The sequence below is a fragment of the Bradyrhizobium dasycarpum genome, assembly GCF_042019905.1.
Lineage (GTDB): Bacteria > Pseudomonadota > Alphaproteobacteria > Rhizobiales > Xanthobacteraceae > Bradyrhizobium > Bradyrhizobium japonicum_B.
Genome location: NZ_CP169574.1, coordinates 5011937 through 5033550, shown reverse-complemented (window position 1 = coordinate 5033550; position 21614 = coordinate 5011937). Strand labels below are relative to the sequence as shown.

The 21614-nt window shown below is 65.2% G+C and carries 20 protein-coding genes, 1 tRNA gene and 1 pseudogene; 14 read left to right on the top strand and 8 right to left on the bottom strand.

Going from position 1 to position 21614, the window contains the following annotated elements; translation table 11 throughout:
* Positions 1–15 precede the first annotated feature (15 nt).
* Positions 16–1854, bottom strand: coding sequence for a hypothetical protein (locus tag ACETMP_RS24110; protein WP_375158132.1), 1839 nt, complete (start codon positions 1852–1854; stop codon positions 16–18).
* Between the two features lie 122 nt (positions 1855–1976).
* On the opposite strand from ACETMP_RS24110, the gene ACETMP_RS24105 reads away from it, so the two are divergent.
* From ACETMP_RS24105 to ACETMP_RS24095, 3 genes are all read left to right on the top strand, one after another.
* Positions 1977–3248 (top strand): MFS transporter, encoded by a 1272-nt coding sequence (locus ACETMP_RS24105; RefSeq protein ID WP_375158131.1) that lies wholly within the window; start codon positions 1977–1979, stop codon positions 3246–3248.
* Positions 3249–3438: 190 nt separating this feature from the next.
* Positions 3439–4392 (top strand): Bug family tripartite tricarboxylate transporter substrate binding protein, encoded by a 954-nt coding sequence (locus ACETMP_RS24100; protein WP_375158130.1) that lies wholly within the window; start codon positions 3439–3441, stop codon positions 4390–4392.
* 295 nt (positions 4393–4687) lie between these two features.
* On the top strand, positions 4688–5173 hold the full coding sequence (locus ACETMP_RS24095; protein ID WP_375158129.1) for a DUF1311 domain-containing protein: 486 nt from the start codon (positions 4688–4690) through the stop codon (positions 5171–5173).
* 295 nt (positions 5174–5468) lie between these two features.
* Here the strand turns inward: ACETMP_RS24095 and ACETMP_RS24090 are convergent.
* A tRNA-Leu gene (locus ACETMP_RS24090) sits at positions 5469–5555 on the bottom strand.
* Positions 5556–5706: 151 nt separating this feature from the next.
* On the opposite strand from ACETMP_RS24090, the gene ACETMP_RS24085 reads away from it, so the two are divergent.
* Positions 5707–6672 (top strand): complex I NDUFA9 subunit family protein, encoded by a 966-nt coding sequence (locus ACETMP_RS24085; protein ID WP_375158128.1) that lies wholly within the window; start codon positions 5707–5709, stop codon positions 6670–6672.
* A gap of 153 nt (positions 6673–6825) precedes the next feature.
* Here ACETMP_RS24085 and ACETMP_RS24080 read toward each other — a convergent pair whose 3' ends face one another.
* Positions 6826–7632 carry an undecaprenyl-diphosphate phosphatase gene (locus ACETMP_RS24080; RefSeq protein WP_375158127.1) on the bottom strand — a complete coding sequence of 269 codons (807 nt, stop codon included), beginning with the start codon at positions 7630–7632 and terminating at the stop codon, positions 6826–6828.
* Positions 7633–7801: 169 nt separating this feature from the next.
* Between ACETMP_RS24080 and ACETMP_RS24075 the strand changes: the two genes are divergently transcribed.
* From ACETMP_RS24075 to ACETMP_RS24065, 3 genes are all read left to right on the top strand, one after another.
* Positions 7802–8494, top strand: a complete 693-nt coding sequence (locus ACETMP_RS24075) for a glutathione S-transferase family protein (RefSeq protein WP_375158126.1) — start codon at positions 7802–7804, stop codon at positions 8492–8494.
* The gene (queG, locus tag ACETMP_RS24070; RefSeq protein WP_375158125.1) at positions 8443–9618 is read left to right on the top strand and encodes a tRNA epoxyqueuosine(34) reductase QueG; all 1176 of its coding nucleotides are present in this window, start codon (positions 8443–8445) and stop codon (positions 9616–9618) included. Before ACETMP_RS24075 ends, queG begins: the two co-directional genes overlap by 52 nt.
* Before the next feature lie 202 nt (positions 9619–9820).
* Complete coding sequence (locus ACETMP_RS24065; protein ID WP_375158124.1) at positions 9821–10618, top strand: acyl-CoA thioesterase domain-containing protein; 798 nt, start codon at positions 9821–9823, stop codon at positions 10616–10618.
* A 130-nt stretch (positions 10619–10748) separates the two neighbouring features.
* Here the strand turns inward: ACETMP_RS24065 and ACETMP_RS24060 are convergent, their stop codons facing one another.
* Positions 10749–11216 carry a nuclear transport factor 2 family protein gene (locus tag ACETMP_RS24060; protein ID WP_375158123.1) on the bottom strand — a complete coding sequence of 156 codons (468 nt, stop codon included), beginning with the start codon at positions 11214–11216 and terminating at the stop codon, positions 10749–10751.
* 147 nt (positions 11217–11363) lie between these two features.
* Entirely contained in the window at positions 11364–12173 is an 810-nt protein-coding gene (locus ACETMP_RS24055; protein ID WP_375158122.1) for an alpha/beta hydrolase, read from the bottom strand.
* A 249-nt stretch (positions 12174–12422) separates the two neighbouring features.
* Here ACETMP_RS24055 and infC point away from each other — a divergent pair, with 249 nt between their 5' ends.
* A complete protein-coding gene (infC, locus tag ACETMP_RS24050) occupies positions 12423–12962 on the top strand; it encodes a translation initiation factor IF-3 (protein ID WP_080672213.1) in 540 nt (179 codons plus the stop codon).
* A 201-nt stretch (positions 12963–13163) separates the two neighbouring features.
* On the opposite strand, the gene ACETMP_RS24045 is transcribed toward infC, so the two are convergent.
* Positions 13164–13568, bottom strand: coding sequence for a hypothetical protein (locus ACETMP_RS24045; protein WP_375158121.1), 405 nt, complete (start codon positions 13566–13568; stop codon positions 13164–13166).
* A 271-nt stretch (positions 13569–13839) separates the two neighbouring features.
* Here ACETMP_RS24045 and rpmI point away from each other — a divergent pair, with 271 nt between their 5' ends.
* Entirely contained in the window at positions 13840–14040 is a 201-nt protein-coding gene (gene rpmI / locus ACETMP_RS24040; RefSeq protein WP_008539890.1) for a 50S ribosomal protein L35, read from the top strand.
* Positions 14041–14119: 79 nt separating this feature from the next.
* Entirely contained in the window at positions 14120–14479 is a 360-nt protein-coding gene (gene rplT, locus ACETMP_RS24035; protein WP_028179126.1) for a 50S ribosomal protein L20, read from the top strand.
* Positions 14480–14487: 8 nt separating this feature from the next.
* On the opposite strand, the gene ACETMP_RS24030 is transcribed toward rplT, so the two are convergent.
* Complete coding sequence (locus ACETMP_RS24030) at positions 14488–14811, bottom strand: hypothetical protein (protein ID WP_375158120.1); 324 nt, start codon at positions 14809–14811, stop codon at positions 14488–14490.
* Positions 14812–15050: 239 nt separating this feature from the next.
* Between ACETMP_RS24030 and pheS the strand changes: the two genes are divergently transcribed.
* From pheS to ACETMP_RS24010, 4 genes and pseudogenes are all read left to right on the top strand, one after another.
* Positions 15051–16133 carry a phenylalanine--tRNA ligase subunit alpha gene (pheS, locus tag ACETMP_RS24025; protein ID WP_375158119.1) on the top strand — a complete coding sequence of 361 codons (1083 nt, stop codon included), beginning with the start codon at positions 15051–15053 and terminating at the stop codon, positions 16131–16133.
* Positions 16133–16663 (top strand): annotated as a pseudogene (locus ACETMP_RS24020) (endonuclease domain-containing protein); the annotation flags it as partial. The gene pheS and the pseudogene ACETMP_RS24020, both read left to right, overlap by 1 nt.
* A 135-nt stretch (positions 16664–16798) precedes the next feature.
* Positions 16799–19207, top strand: coding sequence for a phenylalanine--tRNA ligase subunit beta (pheT, locus tag ACETMP_RS24015; protein WP_375161979.1), 2409 nt, complete (start codon positions 16799–16801; stop codon positions 19205–19207).
* Between the two features lie 54 nt (positions 19208–19261).
* The gene (locus ACETMP_RS24010; RefSeq protein WP_375158118.1) at positions 19262–20032 is read left to right on the top strand and encodes a sulfite exporter TauE/SafE family protein; all 771 of its coding nucleotides are present in this window, start codon (positions 19262–19264) and stop codon (positions 20030–20032) included.
* Between the two features lie 63 nt (positions 20033–20095).
* On the opposite strand, the gene ACETMP_RS24005 is transcribed toward ACETMP_RS24010, so the two are convergent.
* The gene (locus tag ACETMP_RS24005) at positions 20096–21484 is read right to left on the bottom strand and encodes a flavin monoamine oxidase family protein (protein WP_375158117.1); all 1389 of its coding nucleotides are present in this window, start codon (positions 21482–21484) and stop codon (positions 20096–20098) included.
* Positions 21485–21614 lie beyond the last annotated feature (130 nt).

Sequence of the window (21614 nt, the reverse complement as noted above, 5' to 3'; positions counted from 1 at the left end):
ACGGCTCTGCTGCATTCACCAGCCGACGCGCATGCCGACGCGGCCGCCCAAGCCGCCGCCATTGGTGCCGTAGGTCAGGCCGCCACTGGCCTGCACGTGCTCGCTGACGCGCAGCGCCGCACTCATGGAGAGCGCATTGGTGTTCTGAAACGTACCCCAGTTCATGCTCATCGCGATCTTCTCGGACGGCATCAGCCAGGGCGAGCCGGACAGCGCAAAGGCCATCGCGACGCCGTTGACCGCCTTGCCGGTCCTGCCGTCGAGGTCGTTGAGGCGGGCATTGATGCCTGCGAGCTGGCTGTTGATGCCAGCGATATCCGCGGGGGTCGCAAACCCGAGCGCGCTGAGCGAGGTGGATGCGAGATTGCCGGCAGAGTCCGTGGTGACGAGCTGCACCGGTCCGGACTGCGCGGCCGTGCTCGCGGCCGAGGTGACGCCCGTCATCGTGTAGGTATTGCTCGCCGTGCCGTAAACCTGCTGGTTCGCGCGCGTCGCGGAGGCGCCGTTGCCGATCGCGGTGGAGTTGGCGAAAGTTGCCGATGCACCATTGCCGAAGGCCGACGAATTCGCGCCGGTGGCGGTGGCGCCGTTGCCCATTGCGGTGTTCGCAACACCGTTACCACTCGCATTGGCGCCGTTTCCGACTGCGATGTTGAAGCTGCCGGTCCCGCTGGCATTGGATTGCGTGCCGTTCGCGATATTCGCCGAATTGGCGCCGTTGGCATTCGCCAGATAGCCGGCCGCCGCGTTGGAGCTGTTGGCGCCAAATGCATTGGCGGCGTTTCCGGTGGCGACGTTGTAGCTTCCGGACCCGCTCGCGTTGGTATTCACGCCGGTCGCGATATTGAAGCTGTTGTCGCCGGTCGCGTTGGAGTTTGGGCCGGTCGCGATGTTAGCGCTGCCGTTGCCGTAGGCGTTGGCGTTGGTCCCCGTCGCGGTGTTGGAGCTGGCGTCGCCGTAAGCCCTGGCGACAAACCCGCTCGCGAGATTTCTGCTGTTGTTGCCGGAGGCATTAGAACTGCGCCCGGTCGCGACGTTCCTGCTGTTGTCACCGTTGGCCAGGGCGGTGAGCCCGGACGCGAGATTACCGCTGTTGTTGCCGCTGGCGTTGGCCCCGGCGCCGGTCGCGATATTGTTGCTGTTGTCGCCGCTGGCCTGCGCGTTGTTTCCGGACGCCATGTTTTTGCTGGTGTCACCGCTGGCGATGGCTCCCGCTCCGGTCGCGCTGTTGAAGCTGTTGTTGCCGCTGGCGTTGGCATTGTTTCCGGTCGCCATATTGGAGCTGCTGTGGCCGCTGGCGTTGGCGGAACCGACGGCAATATTGCTGCTGGCATTTCCGTCAGCGTAAGCGCCGCTCCCGATCGCGGAATTGTTGCTGCCCGCACCCGGAGCGGAGGCGGAGGGCCCGCAGGCAAAATTGCTCGCTGAGCCGGCGGCCGAGGCGCCTTGCTCGGACGCGGCACCATCTACGCAGATGAACTGGGCCCGGGCTTGCGGCGCTCCGGCGCAGGCCGCGATCACGGCAAGCAGCGCCGTTGCGAGACAAGCGGTGACTGGCGCTCGCGGTGAAATCGTCATGTCAGGTCCCCATCCCGGTCTTGCAAACCCGCAACCGGCAGGACGAGGAAGAATGAAGACCGTCACTTCCAGCCCCAAGCCGCCGCCAAACGCGATTGACGTTTGGCAACTCTCAAAGCATGCGGCCCGTGGTCTTGGGAAGACGCGCGATGCACCAAAGCCTGCGCGGCCTATCGTCCTCCCATGTTCATGGGGGGCCCCGGTGTCCCGGCTTCTCAGTCCGTGCACGCGTTTCGCGAAAAGCCGGACGGTTTGCCGAAGGCTCGGCTGTTGCATGGAACCCACAATGGCGCACGAACTGCCCGTTTCGGCGCAGCCTAGGGCGCGCGCCCGTGGAAATCCGGCGGGCTCTCCCCATCTGCCAGTTTCCCTCCCCGCCGCCCCACGAATCGAGATCCATGACCGATCAGAGGCTCGCCGCGCCGATCGACGATCCATCAGAGCGCCAGCGCGGCTTTTCGCGCTATCAGGCGTTTCTCATCGCGCTGCTCGCGTTCACGCAGTTCACCATCATCCTCGACTTCATCATCATGTCGCCGCTCGGCGCCATCCTGATGCCCGCGCTCGACATCACGGCCGCCCAGTTCGGCGTTGCGGTGTCGGCCTACGCGTTCAGTGCCGGCATCTCGGGGGTGCTGGCCGCCGGCTTTGCCGATCGTTTCGATCGCAAGCGCCTGCTGTTGTTCTTCTATGTCGGCTTCACGCTCGGCACTGCGCTGTGCGCCGCTGCGCCGAACTTCCATGTGCTGCTGCTCGGCCGGATCGTGACCGGATTGTTCGGCGGCGTGATCGGCGCGGTGGTGCTCGCCATCATCACCGATCTGTTCCCGCTGCATATCCGCGGCCGCGCGATGGGACTCATCCAGACCGCTTTCGCGGCGAGCCAGGTGCTCGGCATTCCCGCCGGGCTGTTTCTCGCCAATCGCTGGAGCTGGCATGTCTGCTTCATCGCGATCGTCGTGGTGTCGATCGCGGCCATCGCCGTCATCGCCTTCGCCATGAGGCCGGTCGATGCGCATCTGAAGCTGAAGCAGGACCGAAACCCGTTCCACCATCTGGTCGCGACGCTCGCGCAGCCACGCTATACGCTGGCCTTCGCGGTCACGACGCTGCTGGCGACCGGCGGATACATGCTGATGCCGTTCTCCAGCGCCTTCACCGTGAACAATCTCGGCATCGACATCGCGCATCTGCCGACGATCTATCTCGTCTCCGGCCTGTTCAGCATCGTCACGGGGCCGCTGGTCGGCCGCGCCAGCGACGCGTTCGGCAAGTATCCGACCTTCGTGTTCGGCAGCGCGGTGTCGGTGATCATGGTGCTGATCTACACCCATCTCGGCCACGTCACGCTCACGACCGCGATCCTCGTCAACGTGCTGATGTTCGTCGGCATCTTCTCGCGCATGATCCCGTCGCAGGCGCTGATGTCGGCGATCCCCGATCCCGACCAGCGCGGCTCGTTCAGCGCCATCAGCGCCTCGCTGCAGCAGCTCTCCGGCGGCCTCGGCTCGGTGCTCGCCGGCGCGATCATCGCGCAAGGCGCGGACGGCGCGCTGCTGCATTTCGACCGGATCGGCTACGTCGTCGTCGCCACGACGCTCATAGCGCTGGTGATGATGTATTTTGTGCAGAAGGCGGTGGCGGAGCGGGCGGGGAAGCGGGTGGTGTGAGGGGAGAGAGGAGCCGCCGTCCGAATTCGTTTTCCGCGCGGTGGAAGTCACCTGCTTTGTGGCGGACACAGTGCCGCACGTCACGTAGCCACGTTCTTCGCTAGTTTCATCCGATCGGTCCTCGCGACTCGACAAGAAACAACACGACCAAGGGCAGGAAATGGGAAAGCTGACACGACGAACATTCGTGATGAGTTCGGCCGTCGCGTTGTGCGCGCCGGCTGTAAGGACCGAGGCGCAATCCGCGTGGCCGTCCAAATCGATCAGGATCATCGTGCCCTATCCACCGGGCGGCCAGACCGACGGCATCGCACGCGCGTTCGGCGACTTCCTGGCGCGGCAGGTGGGCAAGCCGGTCATCGTCGAAAACAAGGGCGGCGCCGGCGGCGTCATCGGCGTGACAGAAGCGAAACGCGCCGATCCGGACGGCACCACCATTCTGTGCACGATCTCGTCGTCGCTGATCCAGAACCGCGTCACGGTAAGAGACCTGCCCTACGATCCCGAAAAGGATTTTACCTATCTGACGATGGTCATCGGCGCTGGCGGTCCGGTCGTGGCGGCGAAGAAGACCGGCGCGACCAACCTGCGCGAGTTCATCGAATACTGCAAAAAGGTCGGCAGCGTGAACTGGGGATCCTACGGCGTGGGCTCGACGCCGCACGTCCTGATCGAGACGATCGCCAAGCAATACGGCATCAAGGTTCAGGTCATCCAGTATCGCGGCGAGGCGCCGATGTGGAATGACGTCGCCGGACAGACGCTTGATGGCGCCGCCGGAAGCTATGCCGCAGCCGCGCCCGTCATCCAGGCCGGCACCGGCAACCTGATCGGCGTGGTCGGCACCCGCCTGCCGCCCCATCCGGACACGCCGACCATGACCGAGCAAGGCGCCGTCGGCGACTTCTACAGTCTGCGCCCTTTCACCACGTTTGCGGTGCCGTCCGGCACGCCGCGGGATATCGTCGATCGGCTCTCGCCGCTGCTGATCCAGGCCGGAACCGACCCGAAAGTTCAGCAGATGCTGAACAACTTCATCCTGTCATCGCCGGCCGACTTCGAAATGACGAATCGGATCTTCAAGCGCGACAGCGAAGTGATGCTCCGCATCCTGAGCGATCTCGGCGTCAAGCCGTCGGAGTAGCTGCGTCGCGGACTAGCAGCCCAGCGCGCTTCCTGCTCCTCGTGGCTCTCCATATTCCGCGCCCAGCCGACATCGAGCGGATCATGGCGACACTCGGGGCGTCTGCCGGCGTGTCAAATGCACGGTCGTCGTTGCGGAGCCGCCCAGATGGCTTCCAGATATTTCGTGCAGAAAGCGGTGGCGGAGCGGACGGGGAAGCAGGTGGTGTGAGGGGCGGCTCCTGCTCTACATGGGTGAACCCACGCCGGGCCTTCGGTGACCAAGGTTGCATCGATGCGCCGAACGGAGATCTCCAGTGAAATTCAAACTTGCAGCCGCGATGCTCGCCGCAAGCCTCCCGCTCGCATCGATGGCTTTCGCCCAAGGCACGCCGCCGGCCGACCTTGCAGTGATCGATGCCTGCCTGAAGACCGCGGAGAAAATCGGCGGTTTTGGCGGCGCATGCGTCGGGCTCGTCGCCGACCCCTGCATCAAGGCGGCAGACGGCGCAAATGACGACGTCGCCAAATGGAAAGCCTGCGCGGCGCGCGAACTCGCGGTTTGGACGCAGAAGACCAGTGAGGCGCTCAAGAAGGTGAAGGCCGGCGGGTTCACCGACGTGATCAAGGCCGCCGAGGAATCTCAGAAAACTTTCGCCGCCTCGCGTGATCGCTTCTGCGCGGCCTTCGATAAAGTCGATCCCGGCATGTACAAGGGCGGCGCGAGCTACTGCCGCCTGCGCGAGACCGCGAACCACGCGCTGAGCCTGATCAAGCTCGGCGCTGCAGTGAGCGAGCACTGAGACCTCTTAGCCGCTGGTCGTCATCGGCTTTGCCGGCCTTTTGCCCCATCGCGACGAGGGCTTCGGCCGCGAGCGCGGTGGACGTCGTTCATGGATGACCGGGCAACGGCTGTCGGCGCGTAGCGCTTGCCGAGCGATCGACCAAGCCAGCCGCCCCCAGCTCGCCTGCGATCTGGGTCGGGCCGACGAGCGATGGAGGCGATTCGGTACACATGAGCGCTGTGTCCCGGTTTTGGCACCGGTCAGCGGCTCAAATCCCATGCAAATGAGCGATTTCAAGCGCTTGAACAGGATGTGGTGCCCAGGAAAGGACTCGAACCTTCACGGCCGTTAAGCCACTGGCACCTGAAGCCAGCGCGTCTACCAATTCCACCACCTGGGCATGCCGTTTGGGGCACGGAGGCGGTTACTACGGTTCGGTGACGCCGTTGTCAATTCATGCTTGAAGACCGGTTCGGGATGCCGATTGCGCATCGCAAACCGGCCCGATACAAGCCTGACAAGACGCACTCTTTTCCGCAGGAATGGCTCCCATGGCATCGAATCTGGACACGCTGGTCACGGTTTTCGGCGGTTCGGGATTTTTGGGCCGGAATGTCGTCCGTGCCCTGTGCAAGCGCGATTACCGGGTCCGGGTCGCGGTGCGGCGGCCGGAACTGGCCGGATACCTCCAGCCCTCCGGCCGGGTCGGGCAGGTCCACACCGTGCAGGCGAATCTGCGTTATCCGGCCTCGGTCGAGGCGGCGCTGCGCGATTCGCACGTCGTGATCAATCTGGTCGGCATCCTCGCCGAGGGCGGCGAGCAGACCTTCGACGCCGTGCAGGCCAGGGGCGCCGAAACGGTCGCCAAGGCGGCGGCCGCGGCCGGCGCCGGCCTGGTGCATGTCTCCGCCATCGGAGCCGATGCCGAATCGCCCTCGCACTATGCCAGGGCCAAGGCGGCCGGCGAGGCGGCGGTCCTGGCCGCGGTGCCCTCGGCGACGATCTTCCGCCCCTCGGTGATGTTCGGCCCCGAGGACCAGTTCACCAACCGCTTCGCCGCGCTGGCGCGGATGTCGCCCGTGCTGCCGCTGATCGGCGGCGAGACCAGGATGCAGCCGGTCTATGTCGGCGACGTCGCCACCGCGATCGCCGACGCCGTCGACGGCAAGGCCAAGGCGGGCGCGACTTACGAGCTCGGCGGGCCTGAGGTGCTGACCATGCGCGAGATCATCGAAATCATCCTCGAGATCACCGACCGCGAGCGGATGCTGGTGCCGCTGCCGTTCGGCCTCGCCCGCTTCAAGGCCGCCTTCCTGCAATTCGCGCCGGGCGCGTTCAAGCTGACCCCGGACCAGGTCACGCTGCTCGAGCGCGACAACGTCGTGTCGGAGGCGGCCAAGGCCGCCGGCCTGACGCTGGAAGGGCTCGGCATCGCCGCCGATTCGCTGGAAGCGATCGCCCCGCAATATCTCTGGCGCTTCCGCGCAGCCGGGCAATTCCAGCGCAAGAGCGCTTGAGAATCACGAGATGCCGTTTGCCGCTGCCATCGACGACGCCGTCGTCTCGACCACGTAGCCCGGATGGAGCGGAGCGCAATCCGGGAATCGTGCCGCCGGCGCTAGCGGCGCCGGATTACGCTTGCGCTCCATCCGGGCTACGGACCGTCGAACCTACTGCCCGAGCGCCAGCGCGATCAGGCCGAGTGTGCCGACGATGACACGCCACCAGGCGAACAGCACGAAGCCGTGGCGGGTGACGTAGGTCAAGAACGTCTTCACCACGATGATGGCGGTGATGAAGGACACCACGAAGCCGATCGCGACGATGCCCATATGGTCCATCGTCATCTCGGCGCGGCTCTTGTAGAAGTCGTAGGCGAACGCCCCGATCATGGTGGGGATGGCGAGGAAGAACGAGAACTCCGCCGCCGCGCGCTTGTCGGCTCCGAGCAGCATCGCAGCAACGATGCTGGCGCCGGAGCGCGATACGCCGGGAATCATCGCCACGCACTGCGCCATGCCGATATAGAGATACATCAAGAGCGGAAACCTGGTGGCGTCGTGCTCGCGCGGCTTCAGCTCGAGCTTGTCGATCCAGAGCAGAATGGCGCCGCCGACGATCAGCGTGAAGCAGATGACCCAGGGATTGAACAGCAAGGCCTTGATGTACTTGCCGGCGACGAGGCCGACGATCACGGCCGGCAGAAACGCCACCAGCACGCCGATCGCGAAGCGGCGCGCATAGGCATCGCCCGTGAACAGGCCGATCACGACGTCCCAGAGCTTCCTGAAGTAGAGCCCGACGATCGCGAGGATCGCGCCGAGCTGGATCAGAACCGTAAACGAATCCCAGAACGCACCTTCGCCGAGATGGAAGAAGCGCTCAGCGAGCAGCAAATGGCCGGTCGAGGATACGGGAAGGAACTCGGTCACACCCTCGATGATGCCGAGGATCACTGCCCGTATTGCGTCTGACATATTTACGGTCCATTTCGGCTTGAAAAGCGGGGCTCTTCTCGCCTATTCGCCCCCACGCCGCAATCGCAAAATGCGACATCACGCCCTTGCCTCGCGGTTCTGAAGGACTAGTGTGGCGCCGCACAAACATTGATGGATTCTTAAGCACCATCAAATAGTCAAAGGCTTCATGTTTACGCTGTTTCATCATCCGTTCTGTCCGCATTCGCGCTTCATCCGCCTGATCGCGGGCGAATACGGGCTCGACCTCAAGCTGGTCGAAGAACGCAGCTGGGAACGGCGCGAGGCATTTCTGCTGCTCAACGCCGCCGGCACCACGCCCGTCCTGGTGGACGACGAGCACCCACCCGTGCCGGGCGCGGCGATCATCGCCGAATATGTCGACGAGGCCTATGGCGCCGAGATGGGCGCGAAGCGCCTGATGCCGGAGGCGATTTCCGAGCGCGTCGAGGTGCGCCGGTTGATGGCCTGGTTCAACGAGAAGTTCTTCGAGGAGGTCTCCCATCCCCTCGTCACCGAGCGCATCTACAAGCGCTTCATGAGCGAGGAGAACGGCGGCGGGCCGCCCTCGGCCGACGTGATGCGCGCTGCCAAGGCCAATGTGCGCTATCATCTGGCCTATATCGGCTGGCTGGCGCAGACGCGTAATTTCCTCGCCGGCGACCGGCTCACCTACGCGGACCTCGCCGCCGCGGCGCATCTCTCGGCGATCGACTATCTGGGCGACGTGCCATGGAGCGAGGACGACGCAGCAAAGGCGTGGTACGCGCGGGTGAAATCCCGCCCGTCGTTCCGTCCGCTGCTGAGCGAATGGCTGGCCGGCGTGCCGGCATCGCGGACCTACGTGGACCTGGATTTCTGAGCTCCGATCCGACTGAACTGAAGACGGCGCTCAAGCGCGAAGCCCTCGCGCTCGGCTTCGACTGCATCGGCATCACCGCGCCGGGCACGATCGAGAGCGCCGGCAAACACTTCCTCGAATTCATCGCATCGGGCGGCCATGGCGACATGGACTGGCTGGCCGCGCAGCCGGAGCGCCGCGTCGATCCGCGCGGGCTGTGGCGCGACGTGCGCAGCGTGATCATGCTCGGCGTCAATTACGGTCCCGACTCCGATCCGCTCGCGATCCTGAAGCAGCGCACGCGCGCGGCGATCTCGGTCTATGCGCAGGGCGACGATTATCATGACGTCATCAAGAAGCGGCTGAAGGCGCTGGCGCGCTGGCTGGTCGCGACCGCGCCGTCGGACGTGAAGGTGTTCGTCGACACCGCGGCGGTGATGGAGAAGCCGTTGGCGCAGACCGCGGGTCTCGGCTGGCAAGGCAAGCACACCAATCTGGTCTCACGCGAGTTCGGCTCCTGGCTGTTCCTCGGCGCGATCTACACCACGCTGGAGCTGCCGCGCGACGTCGCCGAAATCGATCATTGCGGCTCGTGCCGGGCCTGCCTCGAGATCTGCCCGACCGCGGCCTTCCCAGCGCCGTACAAGCTCGATGCGCGGCGCTGCATCTCCTATCTCACGATCGAGAACAAGGGACCGATCCCGCGCGAATTCCGCAAAGCCATCGGCAACCGCATCTACGGCTGCGACGATTGTCTCGCCGCCTGCCCCTGGAACAAGTTCGCGCAGGAAGGACGCGAGGCCAAGCTCGCCGCGCGTGACGAATTGCGCGCGCCTGCACTCGCCGACTTGGCACGGCTGGACGACGCGGCGTTTCGCACGCTGTTCACGAAGTCGCCGGTCAAGCGCATCGGCCGAGATCGCTTCTTGCGCAACGTGCTGATCGCGATCGGCAACTCGGGCGAGGCGGCGCTGGCGGAAGAAGCGCGGCGCTTGCTCGATGACGCAAGCCCGCTGGTGCGCGGGGCTGCGGTGTGGGCATTGGGGCAGCTGCTGGAGCGCGGAGAGTTTGAGGCGATGAAGTCTGTCGCGATGAGCGCAGAATGCGACGAAGGTGTCAGTCAGGAGTGGCATGCCGCCTCCTAACCCACCGCCGTCATGCCCCGCGAAGGCGGGGCATCCAGTACGCCGTGACCTATCGGCTCAATCACAACCGCCTCTGGAAGACTGGATCGCCCGCCTTCGCGGGCGATGACACCTGTTGTTTAGGCGAGAGCTTTGCACTCCTAACCTCGCTCCGAGGACGCTCACACTTGATTTCCCTCCCCAATCCCGCAATCTCGCGCGCATGACAAACATGCCTTTTTTCACCCGCGACGGCGATACATTCCATCCGACGGAAGTGGCCAATGGTCCCTGGGATCCGAAATCGCTGCACGGCCGCGTCATCGTCGGCCTGCTCGGCTTTGCCATCGAGGAGCGCCATTCCGGCCCCGACTTCGTGCCGGCGCGGCTCACCGTCGACATGTTTCGGCTGCCGACCATCGACAAGCCGATCGACGTGACGACGCGCCTCGTGCGCGACGGGCTGCGCATCCGCGTGGTGGAAGCGGAATTCGTCTCCGGCGGCGTCAGCATGGCGCGCGCCTCTTGCCAGCTGCTGCGCAAGACACAAAATCCCGAAGGCAACGTCTGGTCGCCGCCGAACTGGGAGGTGCCGAAGCCGGACGAGATTCCGAAGCCGACCGATCCGAGGCTCGGCATGAACGGCAAATGGACGACGCGCCCGATCGTCGGGCACATGGGCTCGCTCGGGCCGCGCCGGCTCTGGATGAGCGAGGTGCGCGAGCTCGTTGCCGGCGTGCCGATGACGCCGTTCGTGCATGTCGCCGTTGGCGCCGATTTCGCCAGCCCGTTCGCCAATGCCGGCGACAAGGGCCTTGGCTATATCAACAGCGACGTCACGATCTATCTGCACCGACTTCCGGTGACGAAGTGGATCGGCTTCGATGTGGTGAACCATCACGCCACCGATGGCGTCGCGATCGGCGAATGCTGGCTCTATGACGAGCAGGGCCCGATCGGCACCGCGACAGTCGCCGCGCTGGCGCAGCGCAAGCCGATGGCAAATCCGTCGAAGCGGTAGGGACTTTCCCCACTGTCATTCCGGGGCACGCGAAGCGTGAGCCCGGAATCCATAACCACGATCGGGAGTATGGATTCCGGGCTCGCGCCAAGTGGCGCGCCCCGGAATGACGATGTGGAGGGAGACGCGCCTACCCCAAATGCCGCTGCATCTCCGGCCGCGCCTTGAGTTCGGCGCCCTGCTTGGCAACGATCTTGGCGATCCGCTCGGGCGCGAAGTTCAGATCGACGAACGCCGGCGCGGTGTTGGCGACCTCGCGATAGCCAGCGATCTTGCCATCCTTCAGCGTCATGATCGCAACGCCCTCGAACATCGCCCGGGCGCCGTTCGCTTCCGGCAGCGTCGAGCGATAGCTGAAGGTGTAGCGCGCATAGAGCGTGGTGCCGTCCGAGACGGGGTCATGCATGTCCCAGCGGAAATCGGTCGCGGTGCGATAGAACCAATCGTCGATCATCGCGGCGATCTTCTCGCGGCCGGCGAAGGCGCCGTAGAAGACGTCGTGATAGACGCCATCCTCGGTGAACAACTCGGCGAAGGCACGGCCGTTGCGCTGCTCGACGGCGGCGCAGAACGCGCGCAGCATGGCGGTGGGGGTCATTTGGCGCTTCTCCCTGCCCGATCTTCGTCATGCCCCGGCTTGACCGGGGCATCCAGTACGCCGCAGCTTCTCGGTTCAATTACGACGGCCGCGGGATACTGGATTGCCCGCCTTCGCGGGCAATGACACCAACCGTATCGACACACTTCACCCGATCTCGGCCACCGCTGCAAGAATGCGGGCGATGTCCTGCGGGCGGGAGAGGCGGTGGTCGCCGTCCTGGATCATGGTCAGCACGACGTCGTCGGCCGGCAGACGGTGCGTCAGCGCGAAGGCGTGCTGCCAGGGCACGTCAGGATCTTTCGCACCTTGCAGGATGCGGACCGGGCAGCCGAGATCGATGGCGCTGCCGAGCACGAGATGGTTGCGGCCCTCCACGATCAGGTTCCGCGTGATCGGATAGGGCGAGCCGTCGCCATAGTCCGACGGCCTCATCCAGACGCCCTTGGTCTCGATCTCCTGCTTCACCGCCGGCGAAAAATTCTTCCACATCAGCTCTTCGGTGAAATCGGGTGCCGGCGCGATCAGCACGAGCCCGGCGAGCGAGACCTTGGCTCGTTGCTTCTCTTGCTTGTCTTGCCGCTTCTTGATCTCGCGCGCGAGCAGCAGCGCCATCCAGCCGCCCATGGACGAGCCGATCAGAACCTGCGGGCCGTCGCAGAAGCGTTCGAATACCGCAACGCTGTCCTCGAGCCAGCGGCCGATGGTTCCATCGGCGAAATCGCCGCCGGATTCGCCGTGACCGGAATAGTCGAACCGGACCATGGCGCGGCCGTGATCCCGGGCCCAGCCGTCCAGCGCCACGGCCTTGCCGCCCTGCATGTCCGACTTGAATCCGCCCAGCCAGACCAGGCCAGGGCCGTTGCCCGCACGGTGGCGCACCGCGATCCTGCGTGCGGACGGACCCTCGCCCACGTCGATGAAGTCGAGCACGGCATCGGGAATTGGATCGGTCATGGAACGTTTACTCTGGCTGTGCGGTTTGAGCAGTCCGGGGCGCGTTCTATGGCGCAATCGGATGCGGCATTGGCCCTTTGGGACGCTTGCGGAACAGAAGCAAGGTGTCTATGTCGATCAGCGTGCCCGGGCGTGACCAAAATGCCTCGCATTTGAGGGTTTTTCGCTTCCCGCACGAGCGACTTGCTTGCCGGCAACCGCATCTTCCTTCAAGATAGCCGCTTCTTTCACAACTTTGGAGAACCACCCATTCGCCGTCCTAATAAAGCTCCGCCCGCTGCCAGCAAAGACGGGCCGCGCATCAATGATGATATCCGCAATGCGCAGATCCAGCTGATCGACGCGGCCGGTGACAACAAAGGCACCGTCGAGACAGTTATGGCAATCCGCATGGCTCAGGAAGCCGGCATGGATCTGGTCGAGATCTCGCCGAATGTCAGCCCTCCCGTCTGCAAGATCATGGATTACGGGAAGTACAAGTATTCGGCACAGAAGAAAGCCGCGGAAGCCCGCAAGCGGCAGAAGACCGTCGAGATCAAGGAGATCAAGCTCCGCCCGATGATCGACGATCACGATTACGACGTGAAGATGCGCGCGATGCAGCGGTTCTTCGAAGAAGGCGACAAGGTCAAGATCACGCTGCGCTATCGCGGCCGCGAAATGGCGCACCAGGAGATCGGCACCAAGCTTCTGGACAAGATCAAGACCGACGTGGCCGAGCTCGCCAAGGTCGAGCAGGACGCGCGCTTCGAAGGCCGCCAGGTCGTCATGGTGCTGGCGCCGCGCTGATCGCGACTGGTTGGGACCATAGCAAGTTTGACGGCCCGTCCGGATCTCCGGCGGGCCGTTTGGTTTTTGCGAGAGGCACGCAGCGCCGGGTGAGAGTTTCCTTCTCTAGGCAGTCTCCCATTGCGGAGCCACCCTCGCCCCAACCCTCCCCCGCAGGCGGGGAGGGAGCTCACCGCCGTCGTGGCGGTGGTTCGCCCCTATTCAGGTCCGCGTCGCCTGCCAGGTGCCGCTGCATTGGTCGCCGGAAATGATACCCTTCCAGGAGCCGGCGCCGTTCACGCCGGCGAGCCGGCCGCCGCCGCTGGCATGGGACGCGCCGACCGAGACCTGGACCGCGACCGCGCCGCCGCGCTTGACCGTGCCGGAGACCCGGCCCCCGCCGGCAGACGAGACCCGGCGGCCGGTGACGGTGAAGGGCACGCTGTAGCCGGAGCTGCAATTGCCCCGGGTGGTGGCGAAGGTGACATTCCAGATGCCGTCATAGCCGCCGACGCGGGCGTCGGCAGTCGAGGGCAGCGCGGCCGTGGCGAGCACGGCGAACAGCGCCAGACGGCGCGGGCGGGCGAAACCGGTCAAAAACAAAAGCGATCGGGAAAAACGAGCCATTTTGGTCCTGCTCCGGGCGACACGGCTGGGACATGGGGGTGGCAACATCGGATAGTCGCCGGCCAAGTTCCGTCGGTTCATCGTTGCCAATTGGCTTGTCCTCTGCCATAAGCCCAGCCTTCATCGCCCGGCTGATTAAGGGCTGCCGTGGCGGTGTCCGTGCGGGTTTCGCGCTTGTTCGTAAAACCTGAGCACAATCAACGCTCTAACGAGCATTTTTGACGGCCAGCCGCCTTCGCGGGCGGATCTCTGTGGCCATTAGGAGAGCCAAATGCCCAAGCTGAAGACCAAATCGGGCGCTAAAAAGCGCTTCAAGGTGACTGCCACCGGCAAAGTGATGCACGCCCAGCGCGGCAAGCGTCACGGCATGATCAAGCGGACGAAGAAGCAGATCCGTCAGCTCCGCGGCACCCGCGTGCTGTTCAAGACCGACGGCGACAACGTCAAGAAGTACTTCTTGCCGAACGCCTGATCGCGTCCACGATCATTGCCAACATGCCGCGTCTTGCGCGGCAATCCGATAACCAAAGTCATCTCTGAAGGATTTCGTCATGTCTCGCGTCAAACGCGGTGTGACCGCCCACGCCAAGCACAAGAAAGTCTACAAGGCCGCCAAGGGTTTCTACGGCCGCCGCAAGAACACCATCCGCGCCGCCAAGCCGGCGGTCGAGAAGGCGATGCAATACGCCTTCCGCGACCGCAAGCGTAAGAAGCGGACGTTCCGCGCGCTCTGGATCCAGCGCATCAACGCTGCCGTCCGTCCGTTCGGCCTGACCTACAGCCGATTTATCGACGGCATGGCCAAGTCCGGGATCACCGTGGACCGCAAGGTGCTGTCGGATCTCGCGATCAGCGAGCCCGCCGCGTTCCAGGCCATCGCCGAGAAGGCCAAGGCTGCGCTCGCCGCCTGAGGCCTGCGCTAGCGGGCCTTCCGGCCCGCAGCCTGCAGCGCGCGTTGCGAGTAACGCTGGGCGACCTCCGCCCGGCAGAATGCCGTGAACGACTGATACATGGTGCCGGACTTGTTCCGGTACTTGACGTCGCATGCGTGCATCTCGCGCTTGTAGGCCTGCGCCTGCGCGGCACTGAGGCCGGGCTTGAAGTCCGCCTCGCACGTCTTCTCGACGGCGGCGCCGAGCTCGACATCGCCGCTCGCGGTCAGTTGGCAATCCCTGAACACCTTCATCGCGCTTGCGCAGCTCTTCTGGCTGCTGATCGCGGCCGCGACCTCGTCCAGCGTCATGGATTGATCCATGCAGACCATGGCGCGCGCCGGGGTAGCGGCGATGGAGAGAACAGCCGCCAGAACGGCCCAACAGCATTTCGAAGGCACGAAAGGTCTCCTCATATCCCCCTTGGTGGCCCGCCCCCGCGCGAGGTTCAACCCAGCCGGGCGGGAGCCCGAAAACACCGGCTTTTCGCTTGACGTTACGCCCTTCCGGCGGCGACAACCCAGCCGAATTTGGAGCCAAGGATTTGACTGTGTCCGACCTCGCAACGCTCGAAACATCCATCCTCGACCAGATCGCCGCCGCCGGCGATGAAGCCGCGCTCGAAGCGGTGCGCGTCGCAGCCCTCGGCAAGAAAGGCGCGATCTCGGCGCTGCTCGCAACGCTCGGCAAGATGTCGCCCGACGAGCGCAAGACGCAGGGCGCGGCGATCAACCAGGCCAAGGACAAGGTCAGCGAGGCGCTCGCCGCACGACGCGAGGTGCTGAAGTCCGCGGCGCTCGATGCGCGGCTGGCGTCCGAGACCGTCGACGTCACGCTGCCGCTGCGCGAGGCTCAGGCCGAGGCCGGCCGCATCCATCCGCTGAGCCAGGTCTGGGACGAGCTGACGACGATCTTCGCGGACATGGGTTTCTCGGTGGCCGAAGGTCCCGACATCGAGACCGACGATTACAACTTCACCAAGCTGAACTTCCCGGAAGGCCATCCCGCGCGCGAGATGCACGACACGTTCTTCTTCCATCCGAAGCAGGACGGCTCGCGCATGCTGCTGCGAACCCACACCTCGCCGGTGCAGGTGCGCACCATGCTGAGCCAGAAGCCGCCGATCCGCGTGATCTGCCCGGGCCGCACCTACCGCATCGATTCGGACGCGACCCACACGCCGCAATTCCACCAGGTCGAAGGCCTCGTCATCGACAAGAGCTCGCATCTCGGCCACCTCAAATGGATCCTGCACGAGTTCTGCAAGGCGTTCTTCGAGGTCGACCACATCAACATGCGCTTCCGCCCCTCGTTCTTCCCGTTCACCGAGCCGTCGCTGGAAGTCGATATCCAGTGCCGCCGCGACAAGGGCGAGATCCGCTTCGGCGAAGGCGAGGACTGGCTCGAGATTCTCGGCTGCGGCATGGTGCACCCGAACGTGCTGCGCGCCTGCGGCATCGATCCCGACGAGTACCAGGGCTTCGCCTGGGGCATGGGCATCGACCGCATCGCCATGCTGAAATACGGCATCGCCGACCTGCGCCAGCTGTTCGACAGCGACGTCCGCTGGCTGAGCCACTACGGCTTCAAGCCGCTGGAGGTGCCGACGCTGGCGGGAGGGCTGAGCTCGTGATGGCCGGTCTCCAGCGCGAGCTTGCGACGATTCTCTTCTTTCCCTCTGCGGAGACAACCCTCTCCCTGACCCTCCCCCGCAAGCGGGGGAGGGAATGGATGGAGCGTGCTCGGGGTGACGTTTGTCTCATGGGTACGTATTCTCCGCCCACTCGACAGGTCGGACTCCCTCCCCCGCCTGCGGGGGAGGGTTGGGGAGAGGGTTTCTCCGCGATGGGGCTGCCAATGGTCGATCCCGAGCATCCGGATTGGAAAGTATCGCCCAAGCTGCGTGCCAATGCGCGCGCGCTCAGGCGCCATTCAACCGATGCGGAGCGTATCCTCTGGTCAGCGCTGCGCGCCGGCCGCCTGAACGGCGCCAGCTTTCGCCGCCAGGTGCCGATCGATCACTACGTCGCCGATTTCATCTGCCATGCCGCAAAGCTCGTCATCGAACTCGATGGCGGCCAACATTTCTCGGATGCAGGCGAACGCGCCGATGCGCGTCGCTCTGCCGTGATTGAGGCGATGGGCTTCAAGGTGCTCCGCTTCAGCAATCTCGATGTCATGACCAATCGTAGCGGCGTTCTCGAAACAATCGCGACCATCATCGCGGAGAGAACCCTCACCCCAGTCCTCCCCGCGAGCGGGGAGGGAGCAGACCGTCTCCGTGGAGAACAAGCAGCCATGAAATTCACCCTCTCCTGGCTGAAGGATCATCTCGACACCGACGAGCCGCTGGACAGGCTCGCCGACAAGCTCACCATGATCGGGCTCGAGGTCGAGAGCATCGAGGACAAGGCGAAGGCGCTCAAGCCCTTCACCATTGCGAAGGTGATCTCGGCCGAGCAGCATCCGAATGCGGACCGCCTGCGCGTCTGCATGGTCGACACCGGCGACGGTGGCGCGCCGGTGCAGGTGGTGTGCGGCGCGCCGAATGCGCGTGCGGGCCTCGTCAGCGTGTTCTCGCCGCCCGGCACCTACATTCCCGGCAAGGACATCACGCTCGGCATCGGCACCATCCGCGGCGTCGAGAGCCGCGGCATGTTGTGCTCGGCGGCCGAGCTGCAGATCTCCAATGACCATGACGGCATCATGGAATTGCCGGCGGATGCACCGATCGGTGCCGGATACGCGGAATGGGCTGCGCTCGGCGATCCCGTGATCGAGATCAATTTGACGCCGAACCGGCAGGACTGCACCGGCGTGCACGGCATCGCGCGCGACCTTGCCGCCGCCGACATGGGCAAGTTCAAGGACCCGACCATCAAGCCAATCAAGGGCGAATTCCCCTGCCCGGTAAAGGTCACGGTGGAGGACGCCGCGCTGTGCCCGGGCTTCGCGCTTCGTCTCGTGCGCGGCGTCAAGAACGGGCCCTCGCCGGAATGGCTGCAGAAGCGGCTGACCGCGATCGGCCTGCGTCCGATCAACGCGCTGGTCGACATCACCAACTTCATGACCTACGACCGTGCGCGGCCGTTGCACGTGTTCGACGCCAAGAAGGTGAAGGGCAATCTCGTCGTGCGCCGCGCCCGCGACGGCGAGAGCCTGCTCGCGCTCGACGGCCGCACCTACAATCTCGATCCCGCGATTTGCGTGATCGCGGACGAGCACGGCGTCGAGTCGCTGGCCGGCATCATGGGCGGCGAAGCCTCGGGCTGCGACGAGACCACCACCGACGTGCTGATCGAATCGGCGTTGTGGAACGAGATCAACATCGCCCAGACCGGCCGCAAGCTCGGCATCAATTCCGATGCGCGCTACCGCTTCGAGCGCGGCGTCGATCCCGCCTTCATGGTGCCCGGGCTGGAGCTCGCGACCAGGCTGGTGATGGAAATGTGCGGCGGCACGCCGTCCGAGAACGTCGTGGTCGGCAAGGCTTTTGGCGACGATCGCCTGATCGAATTCCCGATCACCGAGGTCAAGCGCCTGTCGGGCATTGAGGTGCCCCAAGCCGAGATGAAGCGGATCCTGACCCATCTCGGCTTCATGATGGCGGGCCCGGGCCCGGTGGTGAAGGTGGCGGTACCCTCGTGGCGCTCGGACGTCCACGGCAAGGCCGACATCGTCGAGGAGATCGTCCGCATCTTCGGCGTCGACAAGGTGCCGATGACGCCGTTCGAGCGCGGCGAGGACGCCCGCAAACCGGTGCTGACGCCGCTTCAGCTGCGCACCCGCCGCGCCAGGCGGGCGCTGGCAAGCCGCGGCATCATCGAAGCGGTGACCTGGTCGTTCATCACGAAGGCCGCCGCAGAATTGTTCGGTGGCGGCCAGCGCGAGCTCGAAGTCGCCAACCCGATCGCGTCGGATCTCTCCGACATGCGCCCGACGCTGCTCGCGGGCCTGATCGCGGCGGCCCAGGCGAACGCCAATCGCGGCATGAGCGATGTCGCGCTGTTCGAGGTCGGCCAGATCTTCAGGGGCGATCGCCCGCAGGACCAGTTCATGGCCGCAAGCGGCGTTCGTCGCGGCTTTGCTTCGTCCGAAGGTCTGGGGCGGCACTGGTCGGGCTCGGCGCAGGTCGACGTGTTCGACGTCAAGGCGGACGCGCTGGCGGTTCTGGCCGCGGCCGGTGCGCCGATGCAGGCGCTGCAGATCGTCGCGGGTGGACCGTCCTGGCTGCATCCGGGGCGCTCCGGAACGATCCAGATCGGGCCGCAGAACGTGCTTGGATATTTCGGCGAAGTGCATCCCCGCGCGCTGGAGGCGCTCGGCGCCGACGGCCCGCTTGTCGTGTTCGAGGTGATCCTCGACCGCATTCCCGAGGCGAAGAAGAAGCCGACCCGCGCCAAGCCGATGATCGAGCTGTCGGCGTTCCAGCCGGTATCGCGCGATTTCGCCTTCATCGTCGATCGCACCGTGAAGACGGCCGACATCGTGCGCGCCGCGCAAGGCGTCGACAAGAAGCTGATCACCGGAGTCAACGTCTTCGACGTCTATGAGGGCAAGGGCATCGATGACGGCAAGAAGTCGATCGCGATCGCGGTCACGCTCCAGCCGCGCGAGAAGACGCTGACCGATCAGGAGATCGACGCCGTCGCCGCCAAGATCGTGGCCGAGGTGACCAAGAAGACCGGCGGCACTCTGCGAGCATGATGTCGAGGCGTTTGAAGCGGTTTTCGGACGACCTCATGCTCCAGAATGCAGAACATGACCCTTGCTGACTTTCTCCCGAAGGACGTCAGCCTCAGCATCGCGATGGCGCTTTGCGCCGTCGCTTTCGTTTCGGGTACCGCGCGCGGCTTCTCCGGCTTCGGCGCGGCGCTGATCTTCATGCCGCTGGCGAGCAGCATCGCCGCGCCGCGGCTGGTCGCGGCACTCCTGCTCGTCATCGATTTCGTCTCGGCCGCGCCGCTCCTGCCCGACGCATGGCGCAAGGCCGACCGCAAGGCCACCGCGGTGATCGTGCTGGGCGCGCTGATCGGCGTGCCCGCGGGCACCTATTTCCTCAGCGTGCTCGAGCCCGTCACCACGCGCTGGATCATCTCCTGCTTCGTCGCCGCGCTGCTGCTTCTGCTGCTGTCGGGCTGGCGCTATCGCGGCAAGGACCACGCCTGGCTCTCGGTCGGCATCGGCGGGCTCTCCGGCTTCTGCAGCGGCCTCGCCCAGACCGGCGGCCCGCCGATCGTCGGCTACTGGCTCGGCCGTCCGATCGCACCGATGGTCGCACGCGCCAACATCGTGCTGTTCTTCGGCGCCTCCGATTTATTCTCGATGATCAGTTACGCGACCACCGGCCTGATCAGCCGCGAATCGCTGGCGCTGTCGCTGATCGTCGGCCCGGTCTATGCAGCCGGCGTCGCATTCGGCGCCTCGCTGTTCGGACGCGCCAGCGAAGAAGTGTTTCGCGGCATCTGCTACGCGCTGATCGCGATGGCGGTGATCGCGGGGCTGCCGGTGCTAGACGGGATTTTGCGCTGATTATCTCGCTGTGGTCCGTGCGAACGCAGGGACGACGGCGGAGTCCTTGGCGGCTTGTTTGCCCTATTGCCGCGGCGCCCTGCGCTTCTTCGTCGACTGCGTCGGCACGTCGGCGGGGTCGTCCTTGAGCGCGCCGATCTTGCGCAAGGCGGCGTCTGCGGCGCGCTCGCCGCTGTCCCAGGCGCCGTCGACAGTGCCCCACAGCGTCTCATGAGTGGCTTCGCCGGCAAGGAACACGTTGCCGATCGGTTCCGCCAAAACCTTTCGCGAGAGCTGACCGCCGGGGGAGGCCGCCGACATCGCGCCCATCACGTAAGGCGATGCGTTCCAACGCGTGGCGCTAGTCTTCTGCACCGCAGAAGCAGCTTCGCTGCCGAACAATTTTGTGATCCATTCCCTGGCAAAGGCCGCCATCGCCTTCTCGCCCTGCTCGGAAAGCTCGCGGCTGAACGCGCCGCCGACATCGATGGAGCAGAGCGAGGAACCGCCGATGTTGGCGAACATCAGCCCCGTGCGCGTCGAGTTGCTTTGCTCGATCAGGATATCGTCGCGCAACAAGCCGAGCGGGTTGCCCGGCAATTGCAGCATGATGCGATCGTAGCTGCCGAGGCCGAGCTTTGCCGCCGCATCCAGCGTGCGCTTGGGAATGTCCGGCGTGAACTTGATCGCGCCCGAGGTCAGCACGTTGGTCGAGACCGTGACGATGACGGCGCGCGCGGCGATCCTACCGGCTTGCGTCTCCACGCTGACGTCGCGGCTGCTCCAGGCGATTCGGCTCGCCGGCGTCGACAGCGCCACCGGCGCCTGCTCGCCGAGCTTGGTGATCAGTGTGCCGAGGCCCTGACGGCAGGCGATCGCCGCATTGCGGTCCTGCGCGCGCCCCTTGTCGATCGCCGACAGCTCCTTGAGGTCCTTGCCGGCAAAGCCCGCGCCCAGCAAGAACTCGGCCGCGCCCGCCCAGTCGCCGAGATCCTTCGGCAGGACGGACGCGCAGGAAGTATCCAGCTTGCTGCGCGCGGCCTCGTCGATGGCGCGGTTGGCGCGCACCAGCGCCGCCAGGAACTGCTCGGTCTCGCCCGCACGCGCGTTGCGGCGGCCGATACGCATCTTCTGGCCGGACGGCGCCGGCAGCACGTCGAGCCCGGCATTGCGCGCCAGCCGGATCATCGGATTGGTATCTGGATTGTACATCCAGCGTGCACCGCGGTCGAACGGCACGTCGAAAGTGGTGGTATCGGTGAGACAACGGCCGCCGATCTGGGACGCCGCTTCGACCACGATCACCTTGCGGCCCGTCGCCATGATGCGCCGCGCCGCAGCGATTCCCGCGGCCCCGGCCCCGACCACGACGATGTCGGCCTCGCGCGGCAGGCCGGCCGCGTTGGCGCGCAGGGCCGGCACCGTGGCAAGAGCCGCCGACGCGACAAGGAAACCGCGGCGCGTGATTGTCATGTCATGGTTTCCGAGGACTTGCGGCGGACGGGAACAGTCAGCGAACCTTGCCGCATCCGATGTTGCACGGCAACCATCATGGTGAATCAATCGTGCTTGACCTCACGGAGTGATGAACCGAATTGCAACA

What these genes read in the sequence shown, in the direction of transcription:
- ACETMP_RS24110 (WP_375158132.1), bottom strand. Translation starts at nt 1,854, where the DNA reads ATGCAACAGCCGAGCCTTCGGCAAACCGTCCGGCTTTTCGCGAAACGC.
- ACETMP_RS24105 (WP_375158131.1), top strand. Translation starts at nt 1,977, where the DNA reads ATGACCGATCAGAGGCTCGCCGCGCCGATCGACGATCCATCAGAGCGC.
- ACETMP_RS24100 (WP_375158130.1), top strand. Translation starts at nt 3,439, where the DNA reads ATGAGTTCGGCCGTCGCGTTGTGCGCGCCGGCTGTAAGGACCGAGGCG.
- ACETMP_RS24085 (WP_375158128.1), top strand. Translation starts at nt 5,707, where the DNA reads ATGGCATCGAATCTGGACACGCTGGTCACGGTTTTCGGCGGTTCGGGA.
- ACETMP_RS24080 (WP_375158127.1), bottom strand. Translation starts at nt 7,632, where the DNA reads ATGTCAGACGCAATACGGGCAGTGATCCTCGGCATCATCGAGGGTGTG.
- ACETMP_RS24075 (WP_375158126.1), top strand. Translation starts at nt 7,802, where the DNA reads ATGTTTACGCTGTTTCATCATCCGTTCTGTCCGCATTCGCGCTTCATC.
- queG (WP_375158125.1), top strand. Translation starts at nt 8,443, where the DNA reads ATGGCTGGCCGGCGTGCCGGCATCGCGGACCTACGTGGACCTGGATTT.
- ACETMP_RS24065 (WP_375158124.1), top strand. Translation starts at nt 9,821, where the DNA reads ATGACAAACATGCCTTTTTTCACCCGCGACGGCGATACATTCCATCCG.
- ACETMP_RS24060 (WP_375158123.1), bottom strand. Translation starts at nt 11,216, where the DNA reads ATGACCCCCACCGCCATGCTGCGCGCGTTCTGCGCCGCCGTCGAGCAG.
- ACETMP_RS24055 (WP_375158122.1), bottom strand. Translation starts at nt 12,173, where the DNA reads ATGACCGATCCAATTCCCGATGCCGTGCTCGACTTCATCGACGTGGGC.
- ACETMP_RS24045 (WP_375158121.1), bottom strand. Translation starts at nt 13,568, where the DNA reads ATGGCTCGTTTTTCCCGATCGCTTTTGTTTTTGACCGGTTTCGCCCGC.
- rpmI (WP_008539890.1), top strand. Translation starts at nt 13,840, where the DNA reads ATGCCCAAGCTGAAGACCAAATCGGGCGCTAAAAAGCGCTTCAAGGTG.
- rplT (WP_028179126.1), top strand. Translation starts at nt 14,120, where the DNA reads ATGTCTCGCGTCAAACGCGGTGTGACCGCCCACGCCAAGCACAAGAAA.
- ACETMP_RS24030 (WP_375158120.1), bottom strand. Translation starts at nt 14,811, where the DNA reads ATGACGCTGGACGAGGTCGCGGCCGCGATCAGCAGCCAGAAGAGCTGC.
- pheT (WP_375161979.1), top strand. Translation starts at nt 16,799, where the DNA reads ATGAAATTCACCCTCTCCTGGCTGAAGGATCATCTCGACACCGACGAG.
- ACETMP_RS24010 (WP_375158118.1), top strand. Translation starts at nt 19,262, where the DNA reads ATGACCCTTGCTGACTTTCTCCCGAAGGACGTCAGCCTCAGCATCGCG.
- ACETMP_RS24005 (WP_375158117.1), bottom strand. Translation starts at nt 21,484, where the DNA reads ATGACAATCACGCGCCGCGGTTTCCTTGTCGCGTCGGCGGCTCTTGCC.